The sequence below is a fragment of the Kitasatospora sp. NPDC002227 genome (genome assembly GCF_040296285.1).
In the GTDB taxonomy this organism is placed as follows: domain Bacteria; phylum Actinomycetota; class Actinomycetes; order Streptomycetales; family Streptomycetaceae; genus Kitasatospora.
This window is the reverse complement of the sequence record NZ_JBEOWY010000026.1, coordinates 15,675-36,479: the sequence shown is the minus strand read 5'-3', so window position 1 is coordinate 36,479 and position 20,805 is coordinate 15,675. Positions and strand designations below refer to the sequence as shown.

Genomic DNA, 20,805 nt, shown 5'->3' with positions numbered 1-20,805 from the left:
CCGACGGGCCCGACGGCCCAGCCACGACACCATCCGGAGGTCCGCATGACCAGGCCCGCCGAAGGCGGCGGCACCGCCTCACCGCTGGGGCCCGAGTTCCTGGCCCGCCCGGCCGCCGTGCTCGCCGCGTACCGGGAGGGGGCCTGCCCGGTGGCCCGGGTCCGTACCCCCGCCGGGCGGCCGGTCTGGCTGGTGACCCGGGAGTCGGACGTCCGGGCCGGGTTCACCGACCCCCGGCTCTCCCTGGCCACCACCGGACCCGCCCCCGGGCGCCCGCACCGGGCGCTGGACCGGACGCTGGTCAGCTACGACCCGCCGGACCACACCCGCATCCGCCGGCTGGCCGCCCCGGCCTTCACCCCGGGCCGGATCGCCGTCCACCGCCTGACGGCCGAGCGGCTCGCCGACGGGCTGCTCGGCGCCCTCGCCGCCGAGGGCCGGCCGGTCGAGCTGATGGCCGAGTTCGCCGAGCCCTTCGCGTTCGCGGTGCTGTGCGAGGTGTTCGGCTTCCGCCCGGAGGCCGGCCGGGCGCTGCGCCGGGCGGCCGCCGATCTGCTGGCCCACCGCGAGACCGAGGCGGCCCTGGACACCCTGGACCGCACCGTCCGGGCCGAGCTCGCCGACCGCCGGGCCCGCCCCGGCGGGGCGGACGTGGTCTCCCTCGTGCTGCGCGCCTGGGAGACGAGCGGGGAGGTGACGGAGGCCGAACTCGTCGACCTGGTCGCGATGCTGGTGCTGGCCGGGTTCGACAGTACGGTGCAGACGATCGGCCTGGCGGTGCTGGCCCTGCTCACCCACCCCGAGCAGTACGGCCGGTTGAAGGCCGAGCCGGGCCTGACGGCGAACGCGGTGGACGAGCTGCTGCGCTGGGACACCCCGGGCCCGTTCGCCACCCTCCGCACGGCGCTGGCGGACGTGCCGGTCGGCGGCGCCGTGATCCCGGCCGGGAGCGGGGTGCTGCTGGCCGTCACCTCGGCCAACCGCGACCAGCGCGCCCACCCCGAGCCGGACCGCCTGGACCTGGCCCGCCCCGGCGCCGCCCGCCACCTGACCTTCGGCGCGGGCCCGCACTACTGCCCCGGTGCGGCCCTGGCCAGGATCGAACTGGCCGCCGCCCTGCGGGCGTTCGCCACCCATTGGCCGCACGCCCGGCTGACCGGCCCGCCGCCGCAGCACGGCGGCGGCCACCAGCACCGGCGGCTGACGGCGCTGCGGCTGGTTCAGGACGGCTCGGCCGCCCGGGCCCGGGAGAGGTAGCCCGCCTGGAAGCGGCTGCTGGCGCCGAGCGTCTCCATGCTCTCGGCGATGTGCTTGCGGCAGGTGCGCAGGCTCATCCCGAGACGCCGGGCGATCATCTCGTCCTTCATGCCTTCGGCGAGCAGCCGGACGATGGCCTGCTTGATCTCGTCCAGGGTCACCGCGCCGTCGGCCCGTCCGAGCGGGGTGTAGGGGTCGGCGAGGGTCCAGGAGTGGTCGAAGACCGCGCACAGGTAGGCGACGGCGGAGGGGTCGCGGACCACCACGGCGCCGTCGTAGGCCTCGTGGTGGGGGATGATCACGGTCGCCCGGTCGAAGGCGATCATCCGGCCGAACAGCGCGGTGAGGGTGCGCACTTCGGCCCCGGCGCCGGTGATCCGGTGCACGTACTCCTGGGTGGGCGCGTGCCGCCGGGAGGTGTGCTGGTAGAGGGTGCGCATCCGGACCCCGCGCCGGATCATCGCCAGGTCGCGGGTGAAGGCCTGCTCGAGCAGGTGGGGGGCGCGCGGGCCGCCGGGCTGGCAGGTGAGCACCTCGGTGCGGCAGCGGGCGGTGAGGTCGCTGATCACGTCGATGACGTCGTCGAGCTCGAGGATCTCGTCCAGCGGTTCGACCGTCCGGCCGGCGCCCGGGCTGTAGAGCGGGGTCAGCCGGGTGAGTTCGGCCCGGACCCGCTCGGCCTCGGCCAGCCTGCGGCGCAGCTCGGCCTCGGCGGGGGCGAGCAGGCTGGCGGCGGCCTGCTCCGGCGGTACGGCCACCAGGCCGGCCCGCCCGCCGGCCCCGCCCGGCAGCGGGCGGAGCAGGTGCAGCTGCTCCAGGACGGCGGCGGAGTACCGCAGTTCGGCCTCGGACAGCCCGAGTTCGACGGCGGCCTGCGGGGTGAGCCCGCCGTTGCCGGCCACCCACTGGAAGACCCGCAGGTCCTGTTCGGACAGTACCGGGTAGCCCGCCATGGCCAGCCGCCTCTCCCGCCGAGGACACGATTTCGTGAAGATGGTAAGACCCGCCCGGTAGACGGGGGATCTTCGCCCGCTAAACGGCCCCGTCCGCCTACTCCGCCGGCAGGTGCTCCACCCCGCTGCCGATCGGCGTGCCCGGCTGCGCCTGCCGCCGCGCGGGCTCCCGGCCGGGCGGCTGGGAGCAGCGGTCGACCAGCTCCGGCTCCTTGGTCGGCCGCGTGACGGGCTTGTCCGGAGCCACCGTCAGCTCCTCGCCCTCGTGCAGCACCACCAGCGGCCCGCCGCTGCGGATCGAGTAGACCGTACGCGCGTGGGTGATCTCCACGGCGAGCAGGTGGCCCCGCACCTTGAGCGAGAAGGAGAGCAGTTGCAGCCCGGCGGGCAGCCGGGGCCGGAAGGACAGGTGCGAGTTGTGGTCCCGCAGCCCGCCGAACCCCGCCACCAGCGCGATGCAGGCCCCCGCCAGCGAAGCCATGTGCAGACCGTCCCGGGTGTTGCCGCCCAGGTCGTGCAGGTCCATCAGGGCGGCCTCGGCGGTGTAGTCGTACGCGAGGTCCAGCTGCCCCACCTCGGCCGCGATCACCGCCTGGGTGCAGGCGGAGAGCGAGGAGTCCCGCACGGTGAGGCGCTCGTAGTAGGCGAAGTTGCGGGCCTTCTGCTCGTCGGTGAAGGCGTCCCCGCGCACCTGCATGGCCAGCACCAGGTCGGCCTGCTTGACCACCTGCTTCCGGTACAGGTCGAAGTACGGGTAGTGCAGCAGCAGCGGGTACTTCTCCGGCGGGGTGGCCTCGAAGTCCCAGAGCTGGTGGTCGGTGAAGCCGTCGGCCTGCGGGTGCACGCCCAGCTTCTCGTCGTAGGGGATGAACATCGCGCGGGCGGCGTCCCGCCAGGCGGCGGTCTCCTCGGTGTCGACGCCGAGCGCCGCGGCCTCCAGCTGGTGCCTGCCCACGGCCTCGGCGGCGGCCCGCAGGTTGGTCTGCGCCATCAGGTTGGTGAAGACGTTGTTGTCGGCCACCGCGCTGTACTCGTCGGGCCCGGTGACGCCCTCGATCCGGAACCGCCCGGCGGCGTCGTGGTGCCCGAGCGAGCGCCACATCCGGGCCGTCTCCACCAGGAGTTCGAGGCCGTAGCTGCGCTCGAACTCCTCGTCCCCGGTGGCCCGGACGTACCGGGCGGCGGCCACCGCGATGTCCGCGCCGATGTGGAAGGCCGCCGTCCCGGCCGGCCAGTACCCCGAGCACTCCTCGCCGTGGATCGTCCGCCAGGGGAACACCGCACCGGCCAGGCCGAGTTGGGCCGCCCGGTCGCGGGCCATCGGCAGGGTGGTGTGCCGCCAGCGCAGTGCCTGCTTGACGGCGCCCGGCAGGCAGTAGGTGAGCACCGGGAGCACGAAGGTCTCGGTGTCCCAGAAGCTGTGGCCGTCATAGCCGGGCCCGGTCAACCCCTTGGCGGGGATGGCCCGTTCCTCGCTGCGGGCGCCGGCCTGCAGCACGTGGAAGAGCGCGAACCGGACGGCCTGCTGCAGCTCGACGTCCCCGTCGATCCGGATGTCACTGGTGGCCCAGAACTCGTCCAGGAACTCCCGCTGTTCGGCCACCAGCCCGTCCCAGCCGGTGTACTTGGCGGCGGTCAGCGCGGCCTCCACCTGGTCCCGCACGGCGGGCAGCGAGCGGGTGGCCGACCAGCCGTAGGCGAGGAACTTCACCAGCCGCAGCTCCTCGCCGGGGTGCAGCACGGTGGTGACGCTGGTCCGGCCCTGGTCCTCCCAGCTCTCGGCCACGGTGTCGAAGCGGCCCGGGCACTCGACCAGGTGGTCCATCCCGGCGCAGACCCGCTGCTCGCTGTAGCGGGTGCGGTGCACCAGCACCGACTTGGTGCCCTTCGCCTGGTGCACCTCGCCGACCAGCGGGGCCTCGAGGACGGCCGCCGCCCGGGGGTCGGCCTCGCCGGTCGGCAGCTGCTCGTTGGCCACCAGCTCGGACTGCACGACGATCCGCACCGGCCCGTCCACCGCCGTCACCCGGTAGTCCACCGCCGCGACCGCCCGCTGGGTGAGCGAGACCAGCCGGGTCGAGCTGACCTTGACGGTGCGCCCGGCCGGGGAGGTCCACTCGGCCTCCCGGCGCAGCAGGCCGTCCCGGAAGTCCAGGCTGCGCTGGTGGGCGCGGAGTTCGCCGTAGCGCAGGTCGAAGGGCTCGTCGTCCACCAGCAGCCGGATCAGCTTGCCGTTGGTCACGTTGATGACGCTCTGGCCGGACTCGGGGTAGCCGTAGCCGCCCTCGGCGTACGGCAGCGGGCGCAGCTCGAAGACGCCGTTCAGGTAGCTGCCGGGCAGGCCGTGCGGCTCCCCCTCGTCCAGGTTGCCGCGCAGGCCGATGTGGCCGTTGGAGAGCGCGAAGACGGATTCGGCGCGGGCCTGGCCCGGGAGGTCGAGGCCGTGCTCGCTGATGCCCCAGGGCTCGACGGAGAGGTTGCTGCCGCTCACGCGTCACCTGCCAGGAGCTCGGCGAGGTCGGCCACCACCACGGTGGCGCCGTGCTCGCGCAGTGCCTCGGCCTGCCCGGTGCGGTCCACCCCGACCACGGCGCCGAAGCCGCCCGCGTGGCCGGAGGCGACCCCGGCCAGGGCGTCCTCGAAGACGGCGGCGTGCGCGGGCTCGGCGCCGAGCTCCTTGGCGGCGGCCAGGTAGGTGTCGGGCGCGGGCTTGCCGGGCAGGCCGTCCCGCGCGGCGGTGATGCCGTCCACCACCACGTCGAGCAGGCCCTCGATCCCGGCGGCCTTGAGCACGTCCCGGCAGTTGGCCGAGGAGGAGACCACGGCGGTGGGCCGGCCGAGCGCGCGCAGCCGCTCCAGGTAGGCCACCGATCCCTCGTACGGCTGCACGCCCTGCTCGCGGATCAGCCGCAGCACCGTGTCGTTCTTGGCGCTGCTCAGGCCTTGGACCGACCGGGTGCCCGGCGGGTCCTCGGCCGTGCCCTCGGGCACCTCGAAGCCCCGGGAGGCGAGGAAGGCCCGGGTGCCGTCGAGCCGGGGGCGGCCGTCCACGTAGGTGTCGTAGTCGGCGACGGGGTCGAAGGGCACGAAGGCGCGCCCGGTGCGAACGGCCTCGGCACGCAGGAAGCCGTCGAACATGTCCTTCCAGGCGGCCGCGTGCACCCGCGCCGTCTGGGTCAGCACCCCGTCGAGGTCGAACAGGTACGCCTGGATGTGCTCCGGAAGTCCCAGCATGCCTGCCAGTCTCACCGGCCCGGGCCGATCCGACCGGCAGGACACGCAGCAACCCGGCCGGGGGCTACATCGGGACGGGGTTGATCACCGCGAAGACGGCGCCCTGCGGGTCGGTGACCACGGACATCCGGCCGGCGGGCATGTCGAACGGCGGGACCAGGACGTTGCCGCCCCTCTTCACCAGCGCGTCCACCACGCTGTCGGCGTCGTCCACCGCGAAGTAGGCCAGCCAGTGCGGGGGCGTCCCGGGGGGCGCCTGCTCGCCCATGGTGGTCATGCCGCCGACCGAGCGGTCGCCCACGTTCATCGAGTGGTAGTCGTGCATGCCCTCCATCGGGACGGAGGCCAGGCCCAGGGCCTTGCGGTAGAAGTCCCCGGCGGTGGCCAGGTCCGGGGTGTGCAGCTCGTTCCAGCAGAGCGCGCCGGCCTCGTTGACCACCTGGGCGCCGTAGAAGTCGACGGGCTGCCAGACGCCGAAGACGGCGCCGGTCGGGTCGGCGGCCACCAGCATCCGGCCGGTGGTGCCGACGTCCATCACCGGGAACATCACGGTGCCGCTGGCCGCGGTGATGGCGGCCTGGGAGGCGTCGGCGTCGGCACTGGCCAGGTAGGTGGTCCACACCGTCGGGGGCATCGGGTCCCCCTCGTTCATCGGCTGGGCCTTCATGATCCCGGCCACCGGCTTGCCGTTGAGGGTGCACACCGCGTACCCGCCGAACTCCGGCGGGCCGACCTCGCCCTGCCAGCCGAACAGGTCGCGGTAGAAGTCGATGGCCGCCTGCTGGTCCGGGGCCATCAGGTCGATCCAGCAGGGCGTGCCGGGCTGGTAGTGCTCAGCGGTCACTTCAGGCATCTGCGGTCTCTCCCGTACGGTCTCGCCCCGGCCGGCCCGGGGCGTTCGGTGTCCCCCAAGGTCCCACCTTCACCGCCCCGGGCCCGGCTCGCCACGCGACACGGAGCGAACCGGAAGATCACTCTCAGTCACCGGTCGTGCCCGACGATGTCAGTTCTCCGGCCCTACTCCGTCAGCTCACGCTCAATTCAACCGTCTGAGGCGTCCACCTGGGCGGTCGGGAGCGGCCGGGAGATTGGACCACAGGCCAGGGGCGGCGGCGCTCAGCTCGCGCTGGAGCAGCTCGCGGTAGGAGATCCGGTAGGCGTGCGCGGCGATCTGGTTGCCGGCCGCGAGATAGGCGGCGACGAGCGTCTCGTGGGCGCTCTCGCGCAGGTTGTCCGAGTGGATGGCGACCAGCGCGGCATCCACCGCGGCTCCCGCCCAACCGGCTTCGGAGAGCCGGGCGGAGAGGGCTTCCAGGGCGTGCAGCCGCAGCTGTCGCCAGCGCACCTGGTGGTGCGAGAGCCAGTCCTCCTCCCAGTCGGCGAGGAGGTCGGTGCCGAGCTCGCAGCTGATCGCGCGGCTCAGCTCTTCGGCGCCCATCGGCAGCGCCAGATTGAGTAACTGGGCGGCCACCGCGCGGCGTTCGACCAGGTCAACGGTGATGTGCGGGGCCAGGCGTAAGCGCTCGGGGGTGCTGTCGACCAGGTGCGCCCGCTCCCCCGGCAGGCGGTGCAGCGCGGTGCGCAGCGCGGCCCCCGCCCGGGCCGGGTCGAGCTGCGGCCACAGCACCGCGGCCGCCCTTGACCTGGTCATGCCGTTGGGCTCCACCGCGAGCAGGGCGAGCAACCGCCGTGCACCGACGGTCGGTTGCAGCTCCCGGCCGTCCGTGCGCAGCGCGAAGCCGCCCAGCAGCTCCAGCTCGACGGTCGGCTGCGGGCCTAACTCGCCCTGGTGGCACTGTGGTTCGTCGTTGCTCTCCCCCTGGAGCCGGACGGCTTCGCCGCCCCCGGCGGGCCTGGACAGTGGTTCGATCATGGCTCGTGCTCCCCCCGGCTTCTTCACCTGCCTCCCACGCTAATCACTCCGGGGGCCCCGGGCGAGCGCAAACGCAGGGGCCACCCACCTGACATAGAAGCAGCTGATTGCCCACCAGCCCCAGGGGGTTCCGGCACCCGAATCGGAGCCGGTCGGAGACGGTCACCCGGCCCCCTCCCGCGTCACCTGGCGCAACGCGGTGCAATACGCCTGCAACGGTCGTGCAACGTCCCCTCACCTACCTTCCGCGTGTCGGCCAGACCTGGCCAAACCTGGTACTTCGCGAGAAGGAAACACACCGATGACCCTTCCCTCGTCCCCGCTGTCCCGCCGCCGGATGCTCGCCGCCTCCGTGGGTGCCGCCGGTGCCCTCGCCCTCTCCGCGCCGACCACCTGGGCCTCCGAGAACCCCGCCCGCCGCCGCCGTCCGGGCACCGCCACCAGCCCGAGCATCGTGGTGCGGTGGAACGAGGCCGCCATGGACGCCATCCTCGCGAAGTACGCCGCCGCCGGAGCCGTGTTCGGCCCGGCCACCGTGAACGCCCGTGCCCTGGCCATCGTGCACAACGCCATCTACGACGCCTGGGCCTGCTACGACCACGTCGCCGTCGGCACCCGGTTCGGCGGCTCGCTGCGCCGCCCGTGGTGGGAGCGCACCCTCGCCAACAAGAACGAGGCGATCAGCTACGCCGCGCACGCCGCCCTGGTGGACCTCTTCCCGCTGCAGGCCCCGGCCGCCGACTCGTTCATGACCAGCCTCGGCTACGACCCGGCGAAGACCAGCGCCCCCGCCGGCAGCCCGGCCGACATCGGCCTGCGCTGCGCCAAGGCGGTGCTCGACTACCGCCACCAGGACGGCGCCAACCAGCTCGGCACCCCGCCCTACGCGGACACCACCGGCTACCAGCCGGTCAACCCGCCGCAGGCGGTCGCCACCTTCGACCCGGCCCTGGTGGTAGAGCCGGAGCACTGGACCCCGCTGATCGTGAACGGCCAGACCCAGCACTACCTGACCCCGCAGTTCGCGTACACCAAGCCGTTCGCGCTGACCTCCCCGGACCAGTTCACCGTCCCGGCTCCCCCGGCCTACCCCTCGCTGGCGCTCAGCAACGCGATCAACGAGACGGTGGCGATCAGCGCGGGCCTCACCGACGAGCAGAAGGTCATCGCCGAGTTCTGGCTGGACAACGACACCACCCCGCCCGGCGCCCAGCAGCTGTGGGGCCGTTACGTCTCCAACCGGGACGGCTACGGCGTGGACGAGGACGCCAAGCTCTTCTTCGGCCTCAACATGGCCGAGGCGGACGCGGCCTACGGCTCCTGGGCCGTCAAGATCCAGTACAACTTCGCCCGCCCGTCCACCCTGGTGCCCTACGACCAGCGCGGGCAGCAGATCCAGGCCTGGGGCGGCCCCGGCAAGGGCACCGTCACCATGGACGGCTCCAAGTGGCGCGCGTACGTGGCCGTTCCGGGCTTCCCGGCGACCGTCTCGGGCCACAGCACCTTCTCGGGGGCCGCCGCCGAGTTCCTCAAGCGCTTCACCGGCTCGGACACCTTCGGCGACTCGTACACCTTCAAGGCGGGCACCTCGACCGTCGAGCCCGGGCTGACGCCCGCTCAGGACGTCACGCTCACCTGGCCGACCTTCACGGCCGCCGCGGAGCAGGCCGGCATATCCCGCATCTACGGCGGAATGCACTGGAGCTTCGACAACCAGCCGGGCCTTGAGATGGGCCACAAGATCGGCGCTGTTGTGTACCAAGTCGCGCAGAGCTACTTCCGCGGCTGCCACAGCTGATCCCTCGACCCGCCGCCGGGCCCCGCCCGGCGAGGAGGACACCATGAGCAACTCGACCACCACCAAGCAGTCCGCACCGGCGAGCACCCCCGGGGCCGGGCAACGGACCAGCCTCTGGGCCGGCTCCTCACCGCCCGCCCCGAACGCCAAGGGCCTGATCCTGGGCACGCTCATCACCGTCGTGTCGCTGCTGATCCTGGTCGCGCTGGGCCAGGCCACCGGCAAGCTGCTGATGATCGCCCCGCTGGCGGCGACCGCGATGATCATCTGCGCCAGTCCGGGCCTGCCGCCGGCCCAGCCGCGTGGTGTGCTGCTCGGCCAACTGGGCTCGGCCATCGTCGGATTCGTCGGCGCCGGCCTCTTCGGACACTCGCTCTGGGTGGCTGCCGTGGCCGCCGGGGTCTCGGTCGGGGTGATGGGCCTGCTCCGGGCGATCCACGCCCCGGCCGCGGCCACCGCGGCACTGGTCGTCGTGCAGCACCCGGCCGAGGGCAAGTTCCTGGCCCTGCTGGCGATCGGCAGCGTGCTGCTGATCCTGGTGGGCCTGATCGCCTCGCGCATCGGCGCGATCGGCAAGTACCCCACCTACTGGTGGTGACCGGTGGCTCCGGCCGGGCTCCCCGGCCGGAGCCGATGAGAGGAATCGGAGATCCGGTGAACCGCGACAAGATTCTGGTCAGTACCGACTGGCTCCAGGAGCACGCCCAGGACGCGGGCGTCGTCCTGGTCGAGATCACCGACGGCGGCCCGACCGCCGCCGGGCGCATCCCCGGGGCGGTCAGCCTCGACTGGACGCGGGACCTGCAGGACCCCGTCCGGCGTGATCTGATCACCCCCGAGGAGTTCGCCGCACTGGCGAGCAAGCACGGCATCGGGCCGGACGACACCCTGGTGTTCTACAGCGGCAACAGCAACTGGTGGGCCGCCGCCGGGTTCTGGCAGTTCCGGATGGCCGGGCACCGCGAACTCCGGCTGCTCGACGGCGGCCTGGCCCGCTGGGAGGCCCTGGGCCTGCCGCTGACCTTCGAGTCGCCCCGCCGGGAGCCGGTGGACTACCCGGTCCGCACCCCGGACCGCTCGCCCCGTGCCTACCGGGACGACCTGCTCGGCGGCATAGGCGAGCTGAACATGGTCGACGTCCGCTCGCTGGAGGAGTACCTGGGCGAGCGCACCGCTCCCCCCGGGGTGCCGGACGACATCGGCGTGCGCCCCGGCCACGTCCTCTCCGCCCAGCACCTGCCGTGGCACGCGGCGGTCAACCCGGACGGCACCTTCCGCTCGCAGGAGGAGCTGCAGGAGGTGTACGGCTGTCTGGACACCTCCGTGCGGACCATCGTCTACTGCCGGGTCGGCTGGCGCTCGGCGCACAGCTGGTTCGTGCTGCACGAGCTGCTCGGGGTCGAGAAGGTCGCCAACTACGACGGTGCCTGGCGGGAGTTCGGCTCGCTGATCGGCTCGCCCGTGGTCAAGGGCCCGCTGCCCTGGGGCGCCGTCCGGACGGCGGAGGCGAGCAATGTCTGAGGTGACCGTGATCGCCGACGTCTTCCGCAACGGCTTCGAGATGACCGACCTGCCCTGGGTGCCCTGGCAGGAGCCCGGCCGGGTCGGCGTCGAGTACGTGGTGCTCTGGGGCCCGGACGCCTCGACCGGGGAGGACTCGGCGGCACTGCTGCTGCGCTTCCCCGCCGGGGCCCACGGCGACTTCCACGAGCACCTCGGGCACGAGCTGATGCTCGTCCTCGACGGCACGCTCGACCACAGTGACGGCCGCCGCTTCGTGGCCGGCGACATGGTCGTCGAGGAGCCGGGCACCCGGCACCAGATGTCCAGCGCCACCGGCTGCACCGTGCTCGCCGTCCGGGCCCGGCCCGCCTCGGCGCGCCTTCCCGAGCCCGGCCAGATCACCACCGGAGTCGGCGCCGGGGCCTGATCCCGCCGGCCCTCCCACAACAGGGGCGCGGTGCTCTGGGGGCCCGCGCCCCTGACATACCGTCACAACCCTTCAGAGGAGTCCTCATGTCCCAGTCCTCCACCCCGCAACTGCTGCGTCCCGCCCAGCAGGAGACCACCGGCACCGGCCGCCGGGTGCTGCTGACCACCGGGTCGTCCGATGCCCACACCTGGAACCTGGTCCATCTGCAGCTCTTCCTGGAGGAACACGGCCATTCGGTGCTCAACCTGGGCCCGTGCGTGCCGGAGAAGCTCCTGGTCGACACCGCCCAGCTGACCAGGCCCGACCTGGTGGTCTTCAGCTCGGTCAACGGCCACGGCCACCTGGACGGCCTGCGCGCCGCCGAGGCGATGCGGGCCGAGGCCGCCACCCGGGACATCCCGATGGTGATCGGCGGCCTGCTCGGCATCTCGCCCGAGGGCGCCGAGGAGCGCACCGCCGACCTGCTCGCGGCCGGCTTCGACGAAGTCCACGCCGACGGCACCGGCCCCGCCGCCCTGCTCGGCAAGCTCGCCACGCTCGACACGTCGTGTCCCGCGCGGGTCGCAGCATGACCCGCGCACCCTCCGCGACGCACCGCGCCCCGGTCACCGACCTGGGCGCGTACGTGCGAGCCGCCGCGGCGGCCGGAGAACTCGTCGTCCAGCCCCGGATGGGGATGGCCCGCCCGGAGGTGATGGCCGCCGGCGTCGCCGCGGTGGCCGGGCTGGCGGAGCGCACCGTCGCCACCATCACCCTGGACAGCTACACCCGCGTCGGCAACCACGCGGCGGCCACCGCCGCCGTCCGCGCGAACCAGCCGCTCAACGGCTTCCCGATCGTCAGCCACGGCCCGCGGATCGCCGCCGAGGTCGCCGCACGCGCCGGCGAGGTACCGGTGCAGGTGCGGCACGGCTCGGCCGACCCGATGGCCATCTTCCGCACCATGACCGCCGCCGGGCTCGGCGCCAGCGAGGGCGGCCCGGTCTCGTACTGCTTACCGTACGGGCGCACCCCGCTGGCCGAGTCGATCGCCGCCTGGCGGGACTCGGTGCGCCTGCTCGCCGAGGAGAGCCGTACCAACGGCGTCCGGGCCCACCTGGAGACCTTCGGCGGCTGCATGCTCGGGCAGCTCTGCCCGCCCTCGCTGCTCATCGCGATCTCCGCCCTGGAGGCGCTTTTCTTCGCCCAGCACGGCATCGGCAGCGTCTCGCTCAGCTACGCCCAGCAGACCCACCACGAGCAGGACGCCGAGGCGCTCACCGCGCTGCGCATCCTCGCCGACGAGCTGCTGCCCAAGGAGGTGGACCGGCACCTGGTGCTCTACACCTACATGGGCGTCTTCCCCCGGACCGTCCCCGGCGCCCGGCTGCTGCTCAGCCGCAGCGCCGAACTGGCCGTGCGCGGCGGGGCCGAGCGGCTGATCGTCAAGACCGAGCAGGAGGCGCACCGCATCCCCACGGTCGAGGAGAACCTGATCGCGCTGCGCGGCGCCGCCGCCCAGGCCCGCCGCACCCGCGCCGAGCTGGCCACCGAGGCCGCGCGCGCGGCCCGCTCGGAGCGGCGCGGGCTGCGGGCCGTCCGGCCGGACGCGGAGGAGGTGCTGATGGAGGCCCGGGCCCTGGTCACCGCCGTGCTCTCGCTCTCCGACAACGTCGGCACCGCGCTCCAGCGGGCCTTCCACCGGGGTGTCCTGGACGTGCCGTACTGCCTCCACCCGGACAACCGAGGTGCGACCAGGGGGGTCATCACCTCGGACGGGCGGCTGCGCTGGGCCGAGGTCGGCGCGATGCCGATCAGCAGCTCCAACCGGACGGTGCCGCTGACCTCCGCGCGGCTCGCCGCCATGCTGCGGCACGTCGCGGACGACCACGACTTCGACGCCCAGGAGGCCGCGGCCTCCTCGGAGCCGGCCGCGGAGACGGCCTCGGAGACCGTGGTGCCGCTGGTGCGGCCCGCCCAGCAGCCGGCCGCCGAGCAGCGGCCGCTGCGGATCGCCGTGATCGGCATGGGCCCGCGCGGCCTCTCGGTGCTCGAGCGCCTGGTGGCGCGCGCCGCCGAGCAGCCGCCCCGGCAGCCGGTCGCGGTGCACGTGATCGACCCGCACGACGCGGGCGCCGGGCGGATCTGGCGGCAGGACCAGTCCCCGCACTTCCTGATGAACACGGCGGCCAAGGAGGTCACCATGTTCTCCGGCGACGGCGACGGCGGGCCCGCCCGCCCGGGCGCCGGGCCCTCGCTGGCCGAGTGGTGGGCGCAGACCGAGCCGGAGACCGCCGACCCCGAGGGCTTCGCGCCCCGGGTGGTCTACGGGCGGTACCTGTCGTTCGTCTTCGAGCGGATCATGATGTCCCTCCCGGCCGGCCTGACCGTGCACCGGGTACGCGGCCAGGTGCTCACCGCCGACCGGCTCGCCGACCCGGCCGAGGGCGTCTACCGGCTGCGGATGAGCCGGGGCGACGTGATGAACTTCGACCGCCTGGTGCTGGCCACCGGCCACCCCACCAACGACCTGGACTGCGAGCAGCGCAACCGGGCCGCCTTCGCCGCCGCCCACCCGCCGCTGCAGTACATCGTCGGCGACTCGGCCAACGACATGCCGCTCTCGCACATCCCGGCGGGCGCCGCCGTCGGCGTGGTCGGCATGGGCCTGACCTTCTACGACCTGCTGGCCGAACTCACCCTCGGCCGGGGCGGGAAGTTCGTGCCCAGCGACGACGGGCTGCGGTACGTGGCCAGCGGCAAGGAGCCGCGGATCCTGCCCGCCTCGCGCGGCGGCATCCCGCTGCTCACCCGCGGCGCCAACCAGAAGGGCCCGCTCTTCCGTTACAGCGCACGGCTGTTCACCCCCGCCCGGATGGCGGCCGTCCGCGAGCGCGGGCCGGTCGACTTCCACGCGCAGGTGCTGCCCTGGCTGATGGCCGAGGTCAACCTGGTGCTGCTCGAGACCAGGATCAAGGTCGCGGTGAACGCCGCCGAGGCCCAGGCCTTCGTGACCCGCGCGGTCGGCGAACTGGGCTGCGCCGAACTGCCGGAGCTCGCCCGGCTCTCCGAACTGGCCGCCCGGTACTGCGTGGACACCACGCTGATCACCGATCTCAACCGGCTGGCCCGGCCGTTCAGCGGCATGCGGTTCGGCTCGCCCGAGGAGTTCCGCAAGACGCTCGCCGAGTGGCTGCGCGCCGACCTCGCCGAGGCCCGGCTCGGCAACGCCGAGGGACCGCTCAAGGCCGCCTTCGACGTGCTGCGCGACGTCCGCCAGACGATCCGCTCGGTGGTCGACTTCGGCGGGCTCTGCCCGGAGTCGCACCGGCGCTTCCTGGCCGAGTTCAACCCGGTGGCCGCGCTCGTCTCCACCGGCCCGCCGCCGCTGCGCTCGGAGCAGTTCCTCGCCCTGGTCAACGCCGGCATCCTCGACCCGGTCGGGCCGCAGGCGCGGTTCCGCACCGACGAGGAGCACGGCTGCTTCACCATCTGCTCGCCGCAGGTGGAGAGCTCCCGCACCCGGCTGGACGTGCTGGTGGACGCGCGCATCCCCAGCACCGACCTGCGGGTCGGCCAGGATCCGCTGCTGCGCGGCCTGCTGGCGGACGGCGTGATCCGCACCTTCGTCAACACCTGGTCCGACCACGCCTTCAACACCGGCGGCCTGGCCTCCACCGACGCGCCGTTCCACCCGATCCGGGCGGACGATCGCATCGAGCGGACCATGCACGTGATCGGCATCCCGAGCGAGCACACCCGCTGGTTCACCCAGGTCGGCAGCGGCCGCCCGGGCCCCTGGGGCTCCTTCACCCGCGACGCCGACGCCATCGCCGGGGCCCTGCTCGGCACGGGTTCCGCCGCCCCGGCGGCCGGTGATCCGGTCAGCGCCGGGAACGCCCGGTGAGCCGGCGGACGGGCTCCGCCGCCGAGGCGGCGGGGCCCGCCCGGCCCGCCGGGTACTGGGAGCACCGGCGGACGGCCGCGCACCAGGAGTACCGGGCCGCCCGGGACTTGCTGCTGCGGCTGCGCGGCGAACCGGCCGCGGCGAGCGCCGAGTTCCGCTGGCCCCGGGCCGAGTCGTTCAACTGGGCGCTCGAGTGGTTCGACGTGATCGCCGACGGGAACCCGCAGCCGGCCCTGGAGGTGCTCGGGGCGCCCGGGCCGGACGGGCGGGTGCCGGTGGCCGAGCAGGTCACCTTCGCCGAACTGTCCATGCGCTCCGACACCTTGGCGGTGGAGCTGGCCGAGCTCGGGGTCGCCCGCGGCGACCGCGTGCTGCTCCTGCTCGGCACCCGGGCGGCGCTCTGGGAGAGCCTGCTCGGCTGCCTCAAGCTGGGCGCCGTGGTGGTACCCACCTACCAGGACGTGACCCGCGAGGAGGCCCTCGACCGGATCACCCGCGGCCGGATCCGGCACCTGCTCTGCACCGGCGAACTCGCCGAGCTGACGGACGAGTTGCCCGTACCGGGGATGCGGGTCAGCACCGGAGGGGCCCGGCCGGGCTGGTCCGCGTACCCGGACACCACCACCTGGCGCCCGTACCTGCCCGGCCGGCCGACCCCGTCGGCCGACCCGGCCTTCTGCTACTTCACCTCGGGCACCACCTCGCTGCCCAAGCTGGTCGAGCACACCCACGCCAGCTACCCCGTCGGCCACCTCTCCAGCCTCTACTGGAACGGGCTGCGCCCCGGCGACCGGCACCTCAACCTCTCCGCCCCCGGCTGGGCCAAGCACTCCTGGTCCAGCTTCTTCGTGCCCTGGGCCGCCGAGGCCACCGTGCTCGCCCCGCCGGACTCCGGCCTGCCGGCCCCGGCCCTGCCCGGGGTGCTGGCCGACCACGCGGTGGTGAGCTTCTGCGGCCCGCCGAGCGCCTGGCGTTCGCTGCTGCCGCACCTCGGCTCCGCTCCTGGCGTACGGCTGCGCGAGGCCACCGCCGCCGGGGAGCCGCTGACCGGCGAGGTGAACGAGAAGATCGCCGCCGCCTGGGGGGTGCGGGTCCGGGACGGCTACGGGCAGACCGAGGCGACGGCGCTGATCGGCCGCTCGCCCGGCGGCCCGGAGCCGCTCTCGCCGCTCGGGTTCCCGCTGCCCGGCTACCGGGTGGTGCTGCGCGATCCGGTGACCGGCGAGCTGGGGGATTCGGGCGAGGTCTGCCTGGACCTCACCGAGCGCCCGGTCGGCCTGATGGCCGGCTACGCGGAGGACCGGGCCAAGACCGCCGCCGCCTTCGCGGACGGGCTCTACCGCACCGGGGACAGCGGCGAGCGCTGCGCCGACGGCTCGATCCGGCTGCTCGGGCGCACCGACGACGTGTTCAAGTCCTTCGGCCACCGGGTCTCCCCGGTGGAGATCGAGGCCGTGCTGCGCAGCCACCCGGCGGTCGCGGACGCCGTCGTGCTGCCCCGGCCGGACGAGCTCGGCGGGCTGGTGCCGCACGCCGTGGTGGTGCCCGCCCCGGGCACCGAGGAGGGCGCCGAGCTGCGCGAGGTGCTGCTGGCCCGGGTGGCCGCCCGGCTGGCGCCGATCTTCGTACCGCGCGGGATCGACTTCACCGCCGAACTGCCCCGGACCCGCTCCGGCAAGGTCCGCCGGGCCGAACTGGCGGGCCGCCTTGGCCTGTTGTGAGGAGCTACCGAGCCACCAGCTGCGGCTGCCGGGCGGCGGCCCGCAGCAGGCCCTCGGCGACGGACCGGGCCCGCCCGGCCGCCGCCGGGGTGCCCTCGCGCAGGGCGGTCACGATCGCCCCGTCACCCAGCAGCGCGAGCTGGCGCGCCAGCGCATCGTGCTCCGGGTACCCCGCGCGGGCCAGCAGCCCGGCCAGGTAGGCGATCACCAGCTCCTTGTGCTCGTGCGCGACCAGGTGCGCGGCGCTGTCCGGCGCCGCCTCCTCGACCATGGTGTTGATGAACGCGCAGCCGCGGAAGTCCTCGGCCGCGAAACGCTCGGCCAGCCCGTCGAACAGCGCGAGCGGCAGCTCGGCCTCGGGGAGTCCGCTGCGCTCCACCCGGTCCACCAGCCAGGACCGCCAGTTGGCGTCGCGGCGGTGCAGCACCTCGACCACCAAGTCCTCCTTGCCGGGGAAGTGCCGGTAGAAGGAGGCCCGGCCGACACCCGACTCCGAGAGGATCCGCTCGACCCCGACCGCACGGATGCCCTCCTCGTAGAAGAGCCGCTCGGCGGCGACGAGGAGGCGTTCTCTGGCATGGCTCGGCATGCCGAAACGGTACCACTCGGTTCTGCCTTGGTGAATGCCTGCAACTGCCCGATTCTGCCCAGTTTCGGCCGCGCGAACGCGACCTGACGAAGTGTCCGATCCCGCTTGCCCAGGACGGCACCGATCGGTACCGTTTTTTTCGGTACCGATCAGTTCCATCCCAGGACGATCCAAGGAGACACCCATGCCTCGCCTGCCCCAGCTCACCGTCGAGACCGCCAACGAGGAGCAGAAGGAACTCCTTGAGGGCACCCTGAAGCAGCTCGGCAAGCTCCCCAACCTGTACGCCTCGATGGCCAACGGCCCGGCCGCCCTGCGCGGCTACCTGGCCATGCGGGAGGCGCTCGTCGGCGGCAGCTTCAGCGACCGTCAGCGCGAGCAGCTTGCCCTCTTCATCGCCCAGAAGAACGGCTGCACCTACTGCGTCTCCGCCCACTCGCTGCGCGGCGCCCGGATCGCCAAGATGACCGAGGAGGAGCTGCTCGCCACCCGCAAGGGCGGCGACGCCGACCCGCACATGAACGCGGTGCTCCAGCTGACCGACGAGATCATGACGGACGGCGGCGACATCGCCGACGAGACCCTGGCCGCAGCCCGCGCGGCCGGCGTCAGCGACGCCGAGATCGCCGAGATCGTCGCCCACGTCGCGCTCAACGTGCTCTCCAACTACTTCAACCACGTCGCCCAGCCCGATCTGGACTTCCCCCTGGTCGACGCCCACGACCTGGCCTGACGCACCGCCCACCCCCTCCGCCCGCCCCCAGCCCCCGGGGGCGGGCAGAGGCGTTTCCCGGGCAGACCAGGACGAGTACGGACAGCCGCCGAAACGCCTTCGAACAGATGATCCTCGCGGTGCTACGCTCCCTCCGCTCGGCCCCATGCCGAGCGCGTCACAGAGCCGCCCGGGCCCGCGCCGTCGTGCACCGCGACGAGAGCCCCGACCCGTCGAGCGGCGCCGACCAGGGGGTTTACACACTCATGCACGCGAAGTCTGCCGTCCGCAGACGCATCCCGGTGATCGCCACCGCGCTCGGGCTCGCCCTGCTGCCCGTGGCCGCTCCGGCGGTGGCCGCCGGAGCGGGCAAGCACACCGCCGACGCCACCCTCCCCGAGCTCGTGATCCCGGGCCAGCCGAAGGGCACGGCACGGACCGAGGAACTGCTCGCCGCCGGCCCGCAGGGCTTCCTGCACAAGCAGCGGGACAACAGCTACGCCTGGACCAGGTACGACGGCTCGGGCACCGTCAAGGTCGCGGACGACACCATCACCCCGCGCACCCAGTACAGCTACGGCGCCGGCTCCGACACCGCGCTGGTCGCCACCGCCTACGTGCAGAACAACCCGCCGTGGACCTTGAAGAACATGGTCACCGGCGCCACCACGGTGCTCAGGCCGCCCGCCCCGCCCGCCAATTCGATGTACAGCCTCGAGGGCACCTACGGCGAGGCCGCGGTGGCCGAGATCCTCGACCGGGGTGACGCCAACAGCTCGGGTCTCACGCCCACCGGCCTGGTGGTGATCCGGGCCGCTGCCGACGGCAGCACCACCAGCACCCCGGTCACCGGCTGGCCCGGCGGCACCTTCCCGGCCAGGCTGCGGCAGATCGGCGGCGACGCGACGACGGCCGCGTTCGGCTTCTCCGACCCGGACGGCAAGTTCCGCATCAGCCTGGTGGACACCCGCACGGGAGTGGTCACCGTCTCCCCCGCCGAGGCGCCCGCCGATCCCGCGGTCTCCGGCTGCATGGACTTCTTCCAGCCCCGCGCGACGCTCGGCCAGGACAAGATCGCCTACGTCGGCAACGACTGCAACGTGCACGTGCTCTCCCGGACCGATCTTGCCGCGCCGGAGAAGGTCGTGACGTTCGGCTACCCGAACCAGCCGGGCGCGATCGCCCTGGTGGGCGACACCCTGGTCGCGGTCACTCCGACCAACGCCCCGTACGACCCGAACGCGACCGCGACGAACACGGTCAAGGCGTACCCGCTGGACGGCGGCGCGCCGACCACGCTGCTGCCGTACGCCGCGGCCACCCTGGCCCAGGCGCCGGACGGCTCCGTGCTGGTCGAGGGCGGCAAGTCCTCCACCGACTGGCTGGTCCGCCGCCTCTCCCCCGGCACGGCCACGCCGGTGGCCACCGGCTACCGGATCAACCCCGACGCTTACGACATCGACAGCCTGAGCCTGGCCAAGGGCGCACTGGTCACCGCCGAGACCAACGGCGCCAAGGGCATGGGGTTCTACCGGCAGCAGCTCACCCTCGGCAGCACCCCGGCGGCCGGCGACCGGAGCTTCATGGGCCGGGAGGGCGGCCAGTCCTCCTACGGCACCTGCGGGAACCAGGCGTGCAAGCAGCTGCTGGGCACCGGTGACGGCCGCACCGTCCTCCTCGACCGGATCTGGGACTCGTCCCGGGGGCTGAACGGCCCCGTCCTCGCCACGATGAGCGCCGACGGCACGACCTCGGCCGTGGCCGTGGACGGCGGCGCCAGCCAGCTCGTGGACGCCTTCGGGCACTGGGCCCTGGTGGGCGTCGGGACTCCGGACTGGACCGGCTCCGCTCCGCGGGCCACGGTGGTCGACCTGGACACCGGAAGTGCGCTGCCGGCCTTCGACCGCAAGCCCGCCGCACTCGGCAAGGGCGTGCTGTACACGACGACCGCCACCGCCGGCGAGATCGCCGTCACGGACCTCGCCACCCAGCAGCAGCGGACCTTCCAGACCGGCAGCGGCTGCGCCCTGACCGACCTCAAGGCCTCGGCCGACTGGCTGTACTGGTCCTGCGGCTCGGGCGCCCCGACCGGGGTGCAGGACTCTACCGGGCAGACCAAGCTGACCGTCCCGGCCGGTGCCTTCGCGCTCGGCAACGGGTTCGCCCTCTACGGGAACGAGAGCGCGGGCACCACCAGCGTCGTGGACTTCCACACCGGCACCGCCACCACCAGCACCGTCAGCCCCTACCTGCGGCCCGACGGCTACTGGGCGCCGTGGACGGTCGACAAGTTCGGCGGCTCCTTCGCTTACCGGGACGCCCAGCAGAGCGTCCACGTGTTCTCGGTGTACGCGCCGCAGGCCGGTGACGTCTTCACCGCCGTCGACCCGAACCGCCTGCTCGACACCCGCAGCGCCATCGGCGTCAGCACCACCACCAAGCTCCCCACCAAGGGCACCCTCAGCCTCCAGATCGCCGGCCGGGGCACCATCCCCACCGGCATCAAGGCCGTCGCCCTCAACATCACCGTCACCCAGCCCGACGCCCCCGGCTACCTCACCGCCTGGGCCGACGGCACCAACCGCCCCACCTCCAGCAACCTCAACTGGACCGCCGGACAGACCATCCCCAACCTGGTCATCGTCCCCGTCGGAGCCGACGGCAAGGTCAACCTCTACAACGGCAGCTGGGCCGGCACCCACCTCGTCGCCGACGTCTTCGGCTACTACAGCGACAGCATCCAGGGCAGCCGCTTCACCGCCGTCGACCCGAACCGCCTGCTCGACACCCGCAGCGCCATCGGCGTCAGCACCACCACCAAGCTCCCCACCAAGGGCACCCTCAGCCTC

The 20,805-nt window shown here is 73.5% G+C and carries 16 protein-coding genes; 10 read left to right on the top strand and 6 right to left on the bottom strand.

What is annotated here, in order from left to right; all coding sequences use genetic code 11:
• The first annotated feature begins 45 nt into the window (after nucleotides 1-45).
• Entirely contained in the window at nucleotides 46-1,257 is a 1,212-nt protein-coding gene (locus ABT095_RS22600) for a cytochrome P450 (RefSeq protein ID WP_350531276.1), read from the top strand.
• Here the strand turns inward: ABT095_RS22600 and ABT095_RS22595 are convergent.
• From ABT095_RS22595 to ABT095_RS22575, 5 genes are all read right to left on the bottom strand, one after another.
• On the bottom strand, nucleotides 1,221-2,210 hold the full coding sequence (locus ABT095_RS22595) for a helix-turn-helix transcriptional regulator (RefSeq protein ID WP_350531275.1): 990 nt from the start codon (nucleotides 2,208-2,210) through the stop codon (nucleotides 1,221-1,223). The genes ABT095_RS22600 and ABT095_RS22595 overlap by 37 nt on opposite strands.
• 97 nt (nucleotides 2,211-2,307) lie before the next feature.
• Nucleotides 2,308-4,701 (bottom strand): glycoside hydrolase family 65 protein, encoded by a 2,394-nt coding sequence (locus tag ABT095_RS22590; RefSeq protein WP_350531274.1) that lies wholly within the window; start codon nucleotides 4,699-4,701, stop codon nucleotides 2,308-2,310.
• The gene (locus ABT095_RS22585) at nucleotides 4,698-5,444 is read right to left on the bottom strand and encodes an HAD family hydrolase (RefSeq protein ID WP_350531273.1); all 747 of its coding nucleotides are present in this window, start codon (nucleotides 5,442-5,444) and stop codon (nucleotides 4,698-4,700) included. The genes ABT095_RS22590 and ABT095_RS22585 overlap by 4 nt, the downstream gene beginning before the upstream one ends.
• 64 nt (nucleotides 5,445-5,508) lie before the next feature.
• A complete protein-coding gene (locus ABT095_RS22580; protein ID WP_350531272.1) occupies nucleotides 5,509-6,297 on the bottom strand; it encodes a VOC family protein in 789 nt (262 codons plus the stop codon).
• A gap of 183 nt (nucleotides 6,298-6,480) precedes the next feature.
• Entirely contained in the window at nucleotides 6,481-7,317 is an 837-nt protein-coding gene (locus ABT095_RS22575) for an AfsR/SARP family transcriptional regulator (protein ID WP_350531271.1), read from the bottom strand.
• A 301-nt stretch (nucleotides 7,318-7,618) separates the two neighbouring features.
• On the opposite strand from ABT095_RS22575, the gene ABT095_RS22570 reads away from it, so the two are divergent.
• The 7 genes from ABT095_RS22570 (at nucleotide 7,619) to ABT095_RS22540 (ending at nucleotide 16,655) form a co-directional block, all read left to right on the top strand.
• Nucleotides 7,619-9,115 carry a vanadium-dependent haloperoxidase gene (locus ABT095_RS22570; protein ID WP_350531270.1) on the top strand — a complete coding sequence of 499 codons (1,497 nt, stop codon included), beginning with the start codon at nucleotides 7,619-7,621 and terminating at the stop codon, nucleotides 9,113-9,115.
• Between the two features lie 43 nt (nucleotides 9,116-9,158).
• Nucleotides 9,159-9,713, top strand: a complete 555-nt coding sequence (locus ABT095_RS22565; RefSeq protein WP_350531269.1) for an HPP family protein — start codon at nucleotides 9,159-9,161, stop codon at nucleotides 9,711-9,713.
• A 56-nt stretch (nucleotides 9,714-9,769) separates the two neighbouring features.
• Nucleotides 9,770-10,636 (top strand): sulfurtransferase, encoded by an 867-nt coding sequence (locus ABT095_RS22560; RefSeq protein WP_350531268.1) that lies wholly within the window; start codon nucleotides 9,770-9,772, stop codon nucleotides 10,634-10,636.
• Nucleotides 10,629-11,045, top strand: coding sequence for a cupin domain-containing protein (locus ABT095_RS22555; RefSeq protein WP_350531267.1), 417 nt, complete (start codon nucleotides 10,629-10,631; stop codon nucleotides 11,043-11,045). The genes ABT095_RS22560 and ABT095_RS22555 overlap by 8 nt, the downstream gene beginning before the upstream one ends.
• An 86-nt stretch (nucleotides 11,046-11,131) precedes the next feature.
• Complete coding sequence (locus ABT095_RS22550) at nucleotides 11,132-11,620, top strand: cobalamin B12-binding domain-containing protein (protein ID WP_350531266.1); 489 nt, start codon at nucleotides 11,132-11,134, stop codon at nucleotides 11,618-11,620.
• Nucleotides 11,617-14,934 (top strand): FAD/NAD(P)-binding protein, encoded by a 3,318-nt coding sequence (locus ABT095_RS22545; RefSeq protein WP_350531265.1) that lies wholly within the window; start codon nucleotides 11,617-11,619, stop codon nucleotides 14,932-14,934. Before ABT095_RS22550 ends, ABT095_RS22545 begins: the two co-directional genes overlap by 4 nt.
• A complete protein-coding gene (locus ABT095_RS22540; protein ID WP_350531264.1) occupies nucleotides 14,931-16,655 on the top strand; it encodes an AMP-binding protein in 1,725 nt (574 codons plus the stop codon). The genes ABT095_RS22545 and ABT095_RS22540 overlap by 4 nt, the downstream gene beginning before the upstream one ends.
• Before the next feature lie 4 nt (nucleotides 16,656-16,659).
• Here ABT095_RS22540 and ABT095_RS22535 read toward each other — a convergent pair whose 3' ends face one another.
• Nucleotides 16,660-17,244, bottom strand: coding sequence for a TetR/AcrR family transcriptional regulator (locus ABT095_RS22535; protein WP_350531263.1), 585 nt, complete (start codon nucleotides 17,242-17,244; stop codon nucleotides 16,660-16,662).
• 184 nt (nucleotides 17,245-17,428) lie between these two features.
• Between ABT095_RS22535 and ABT095_RS22530 the strand changes: the two genes are divergently transcribed.
• Together ABT095_RS22530 and ABT095_RS22525 are read left to right on the top strand one after the other, a co-directional pair.
• Nucleotides 17,429-17,977, top strand: a complete 549-nt coding sequence (locus ABT095_RS22530; RefSeq protein ID WP_350531262.1) for a carboxymuconolactone decarboxylase family protein — start codon at nucleotides 17,429-17,431, stop codon at nucleotides 17,975-17,977.
• 245 nt (nucleotides 17,978-18,222) lie between these two features.
• The coding region (locus tag ABT095_RS22525; protein ID WP_350531261.1) for a hypothetical protein at nucleotides 18,223-20,805 on the top strand (2,583 nt) is incomplete at its 3' end.

What these genes read in the sequence shown, in the direction of transcription:
- ABT095_RS22585 (WP_350531273.1), bottom strand. Translation starts at nt 5,444, where the DNA reads ATGCTGGGACTTCCGGAGCACATCCAGGCGTACCTGTTCGACCTCGAC.
- ABT095_RS22575 (WP_350531271.1), bottom strand. Translation starts at nt 7,317, where the DNA reads ATGATCGAACCACTGTCCAGGCCCGCCGGGGGCGGCGAAGCCGTCCGG.
- ABT095_RS22580 (WP_350531272.1), bottom strand. Translation starts at nt 6,297, where the DNA reads ATGCCTGAAGTGACCGCTGAGCACTACCAGCCCGGCACGCCCTGCTGG.
- ABT095_RS22570 (WP_350531270.1), top strand. Translation starts at nt 7,619, where the DNA reads ATGACCCTTCCCTCGTCCCCGCTGTCCCGCCGCCGGATGCTCGCCGCC.
- ABT095_RS22535 (WP_350531263.1), bottom strand. Translation starts at nt 17,244, where the DNA reads ATGCCGAGCCATGCCAGAGAACGCCTCCTCGTCGCCGCCGAGCGGCTC.
- ABT095_RS22530 (WP_350531262.1), top strand. Translation starts at nt 17,429, where the DNA reads ATGCCTCGCCTGCCCCAGCTCACCGTCGAGACCGCCAACGAGGAGCAG.
- ABT095_RS22595 (WP_350531275.1), bottom strand. Translation starts at nt 2,210, where the DNA reads ATGGCGGGCTACCCGGTACTGTCCGAACAGGACCTGCGGGTCTTCCAG.
- ABT095_RS22545 (WP_350531265.1), top strand. Translation starts at nt 11,617, where the DNA reads ATGACCCGCGCACCCTCCGCGACGCACCGCGCCCCGGTCACCGACCTG.
- ABT095_RS22600 (WP_350531276.1), top strand. Translation starts at nt 46, where the DNA reads ATGACCAGGCCCGCCGAAGGCGGCGGCACCGCCTCACCGCTGGGGCCC.
- ABT095_RS22565 (WP_350531269.1), top strand. Translation starts at nt 9,159, where the DNA reads ATGAGCAACTCGACCACCACCAAGCAGTCCGCACCGGCGAGCACCCCC.
- ABT095_RS22555 (WP_350531267.1), top strand. Translation starts at nt 10,629, where the DNA reads ATGTCTGAGGTGACCGTGATCGCCGACGTCTTCCGCAACGGCTTCGAG.
- ABT095_RS22550 (WP_350531266.1), top strand. Translation starts at nt 11,132, where the DNA reads ATGTCCCAGTCCTCCACCCCGCAACTGCTGCGTCCCGCCCAGCAGGAG.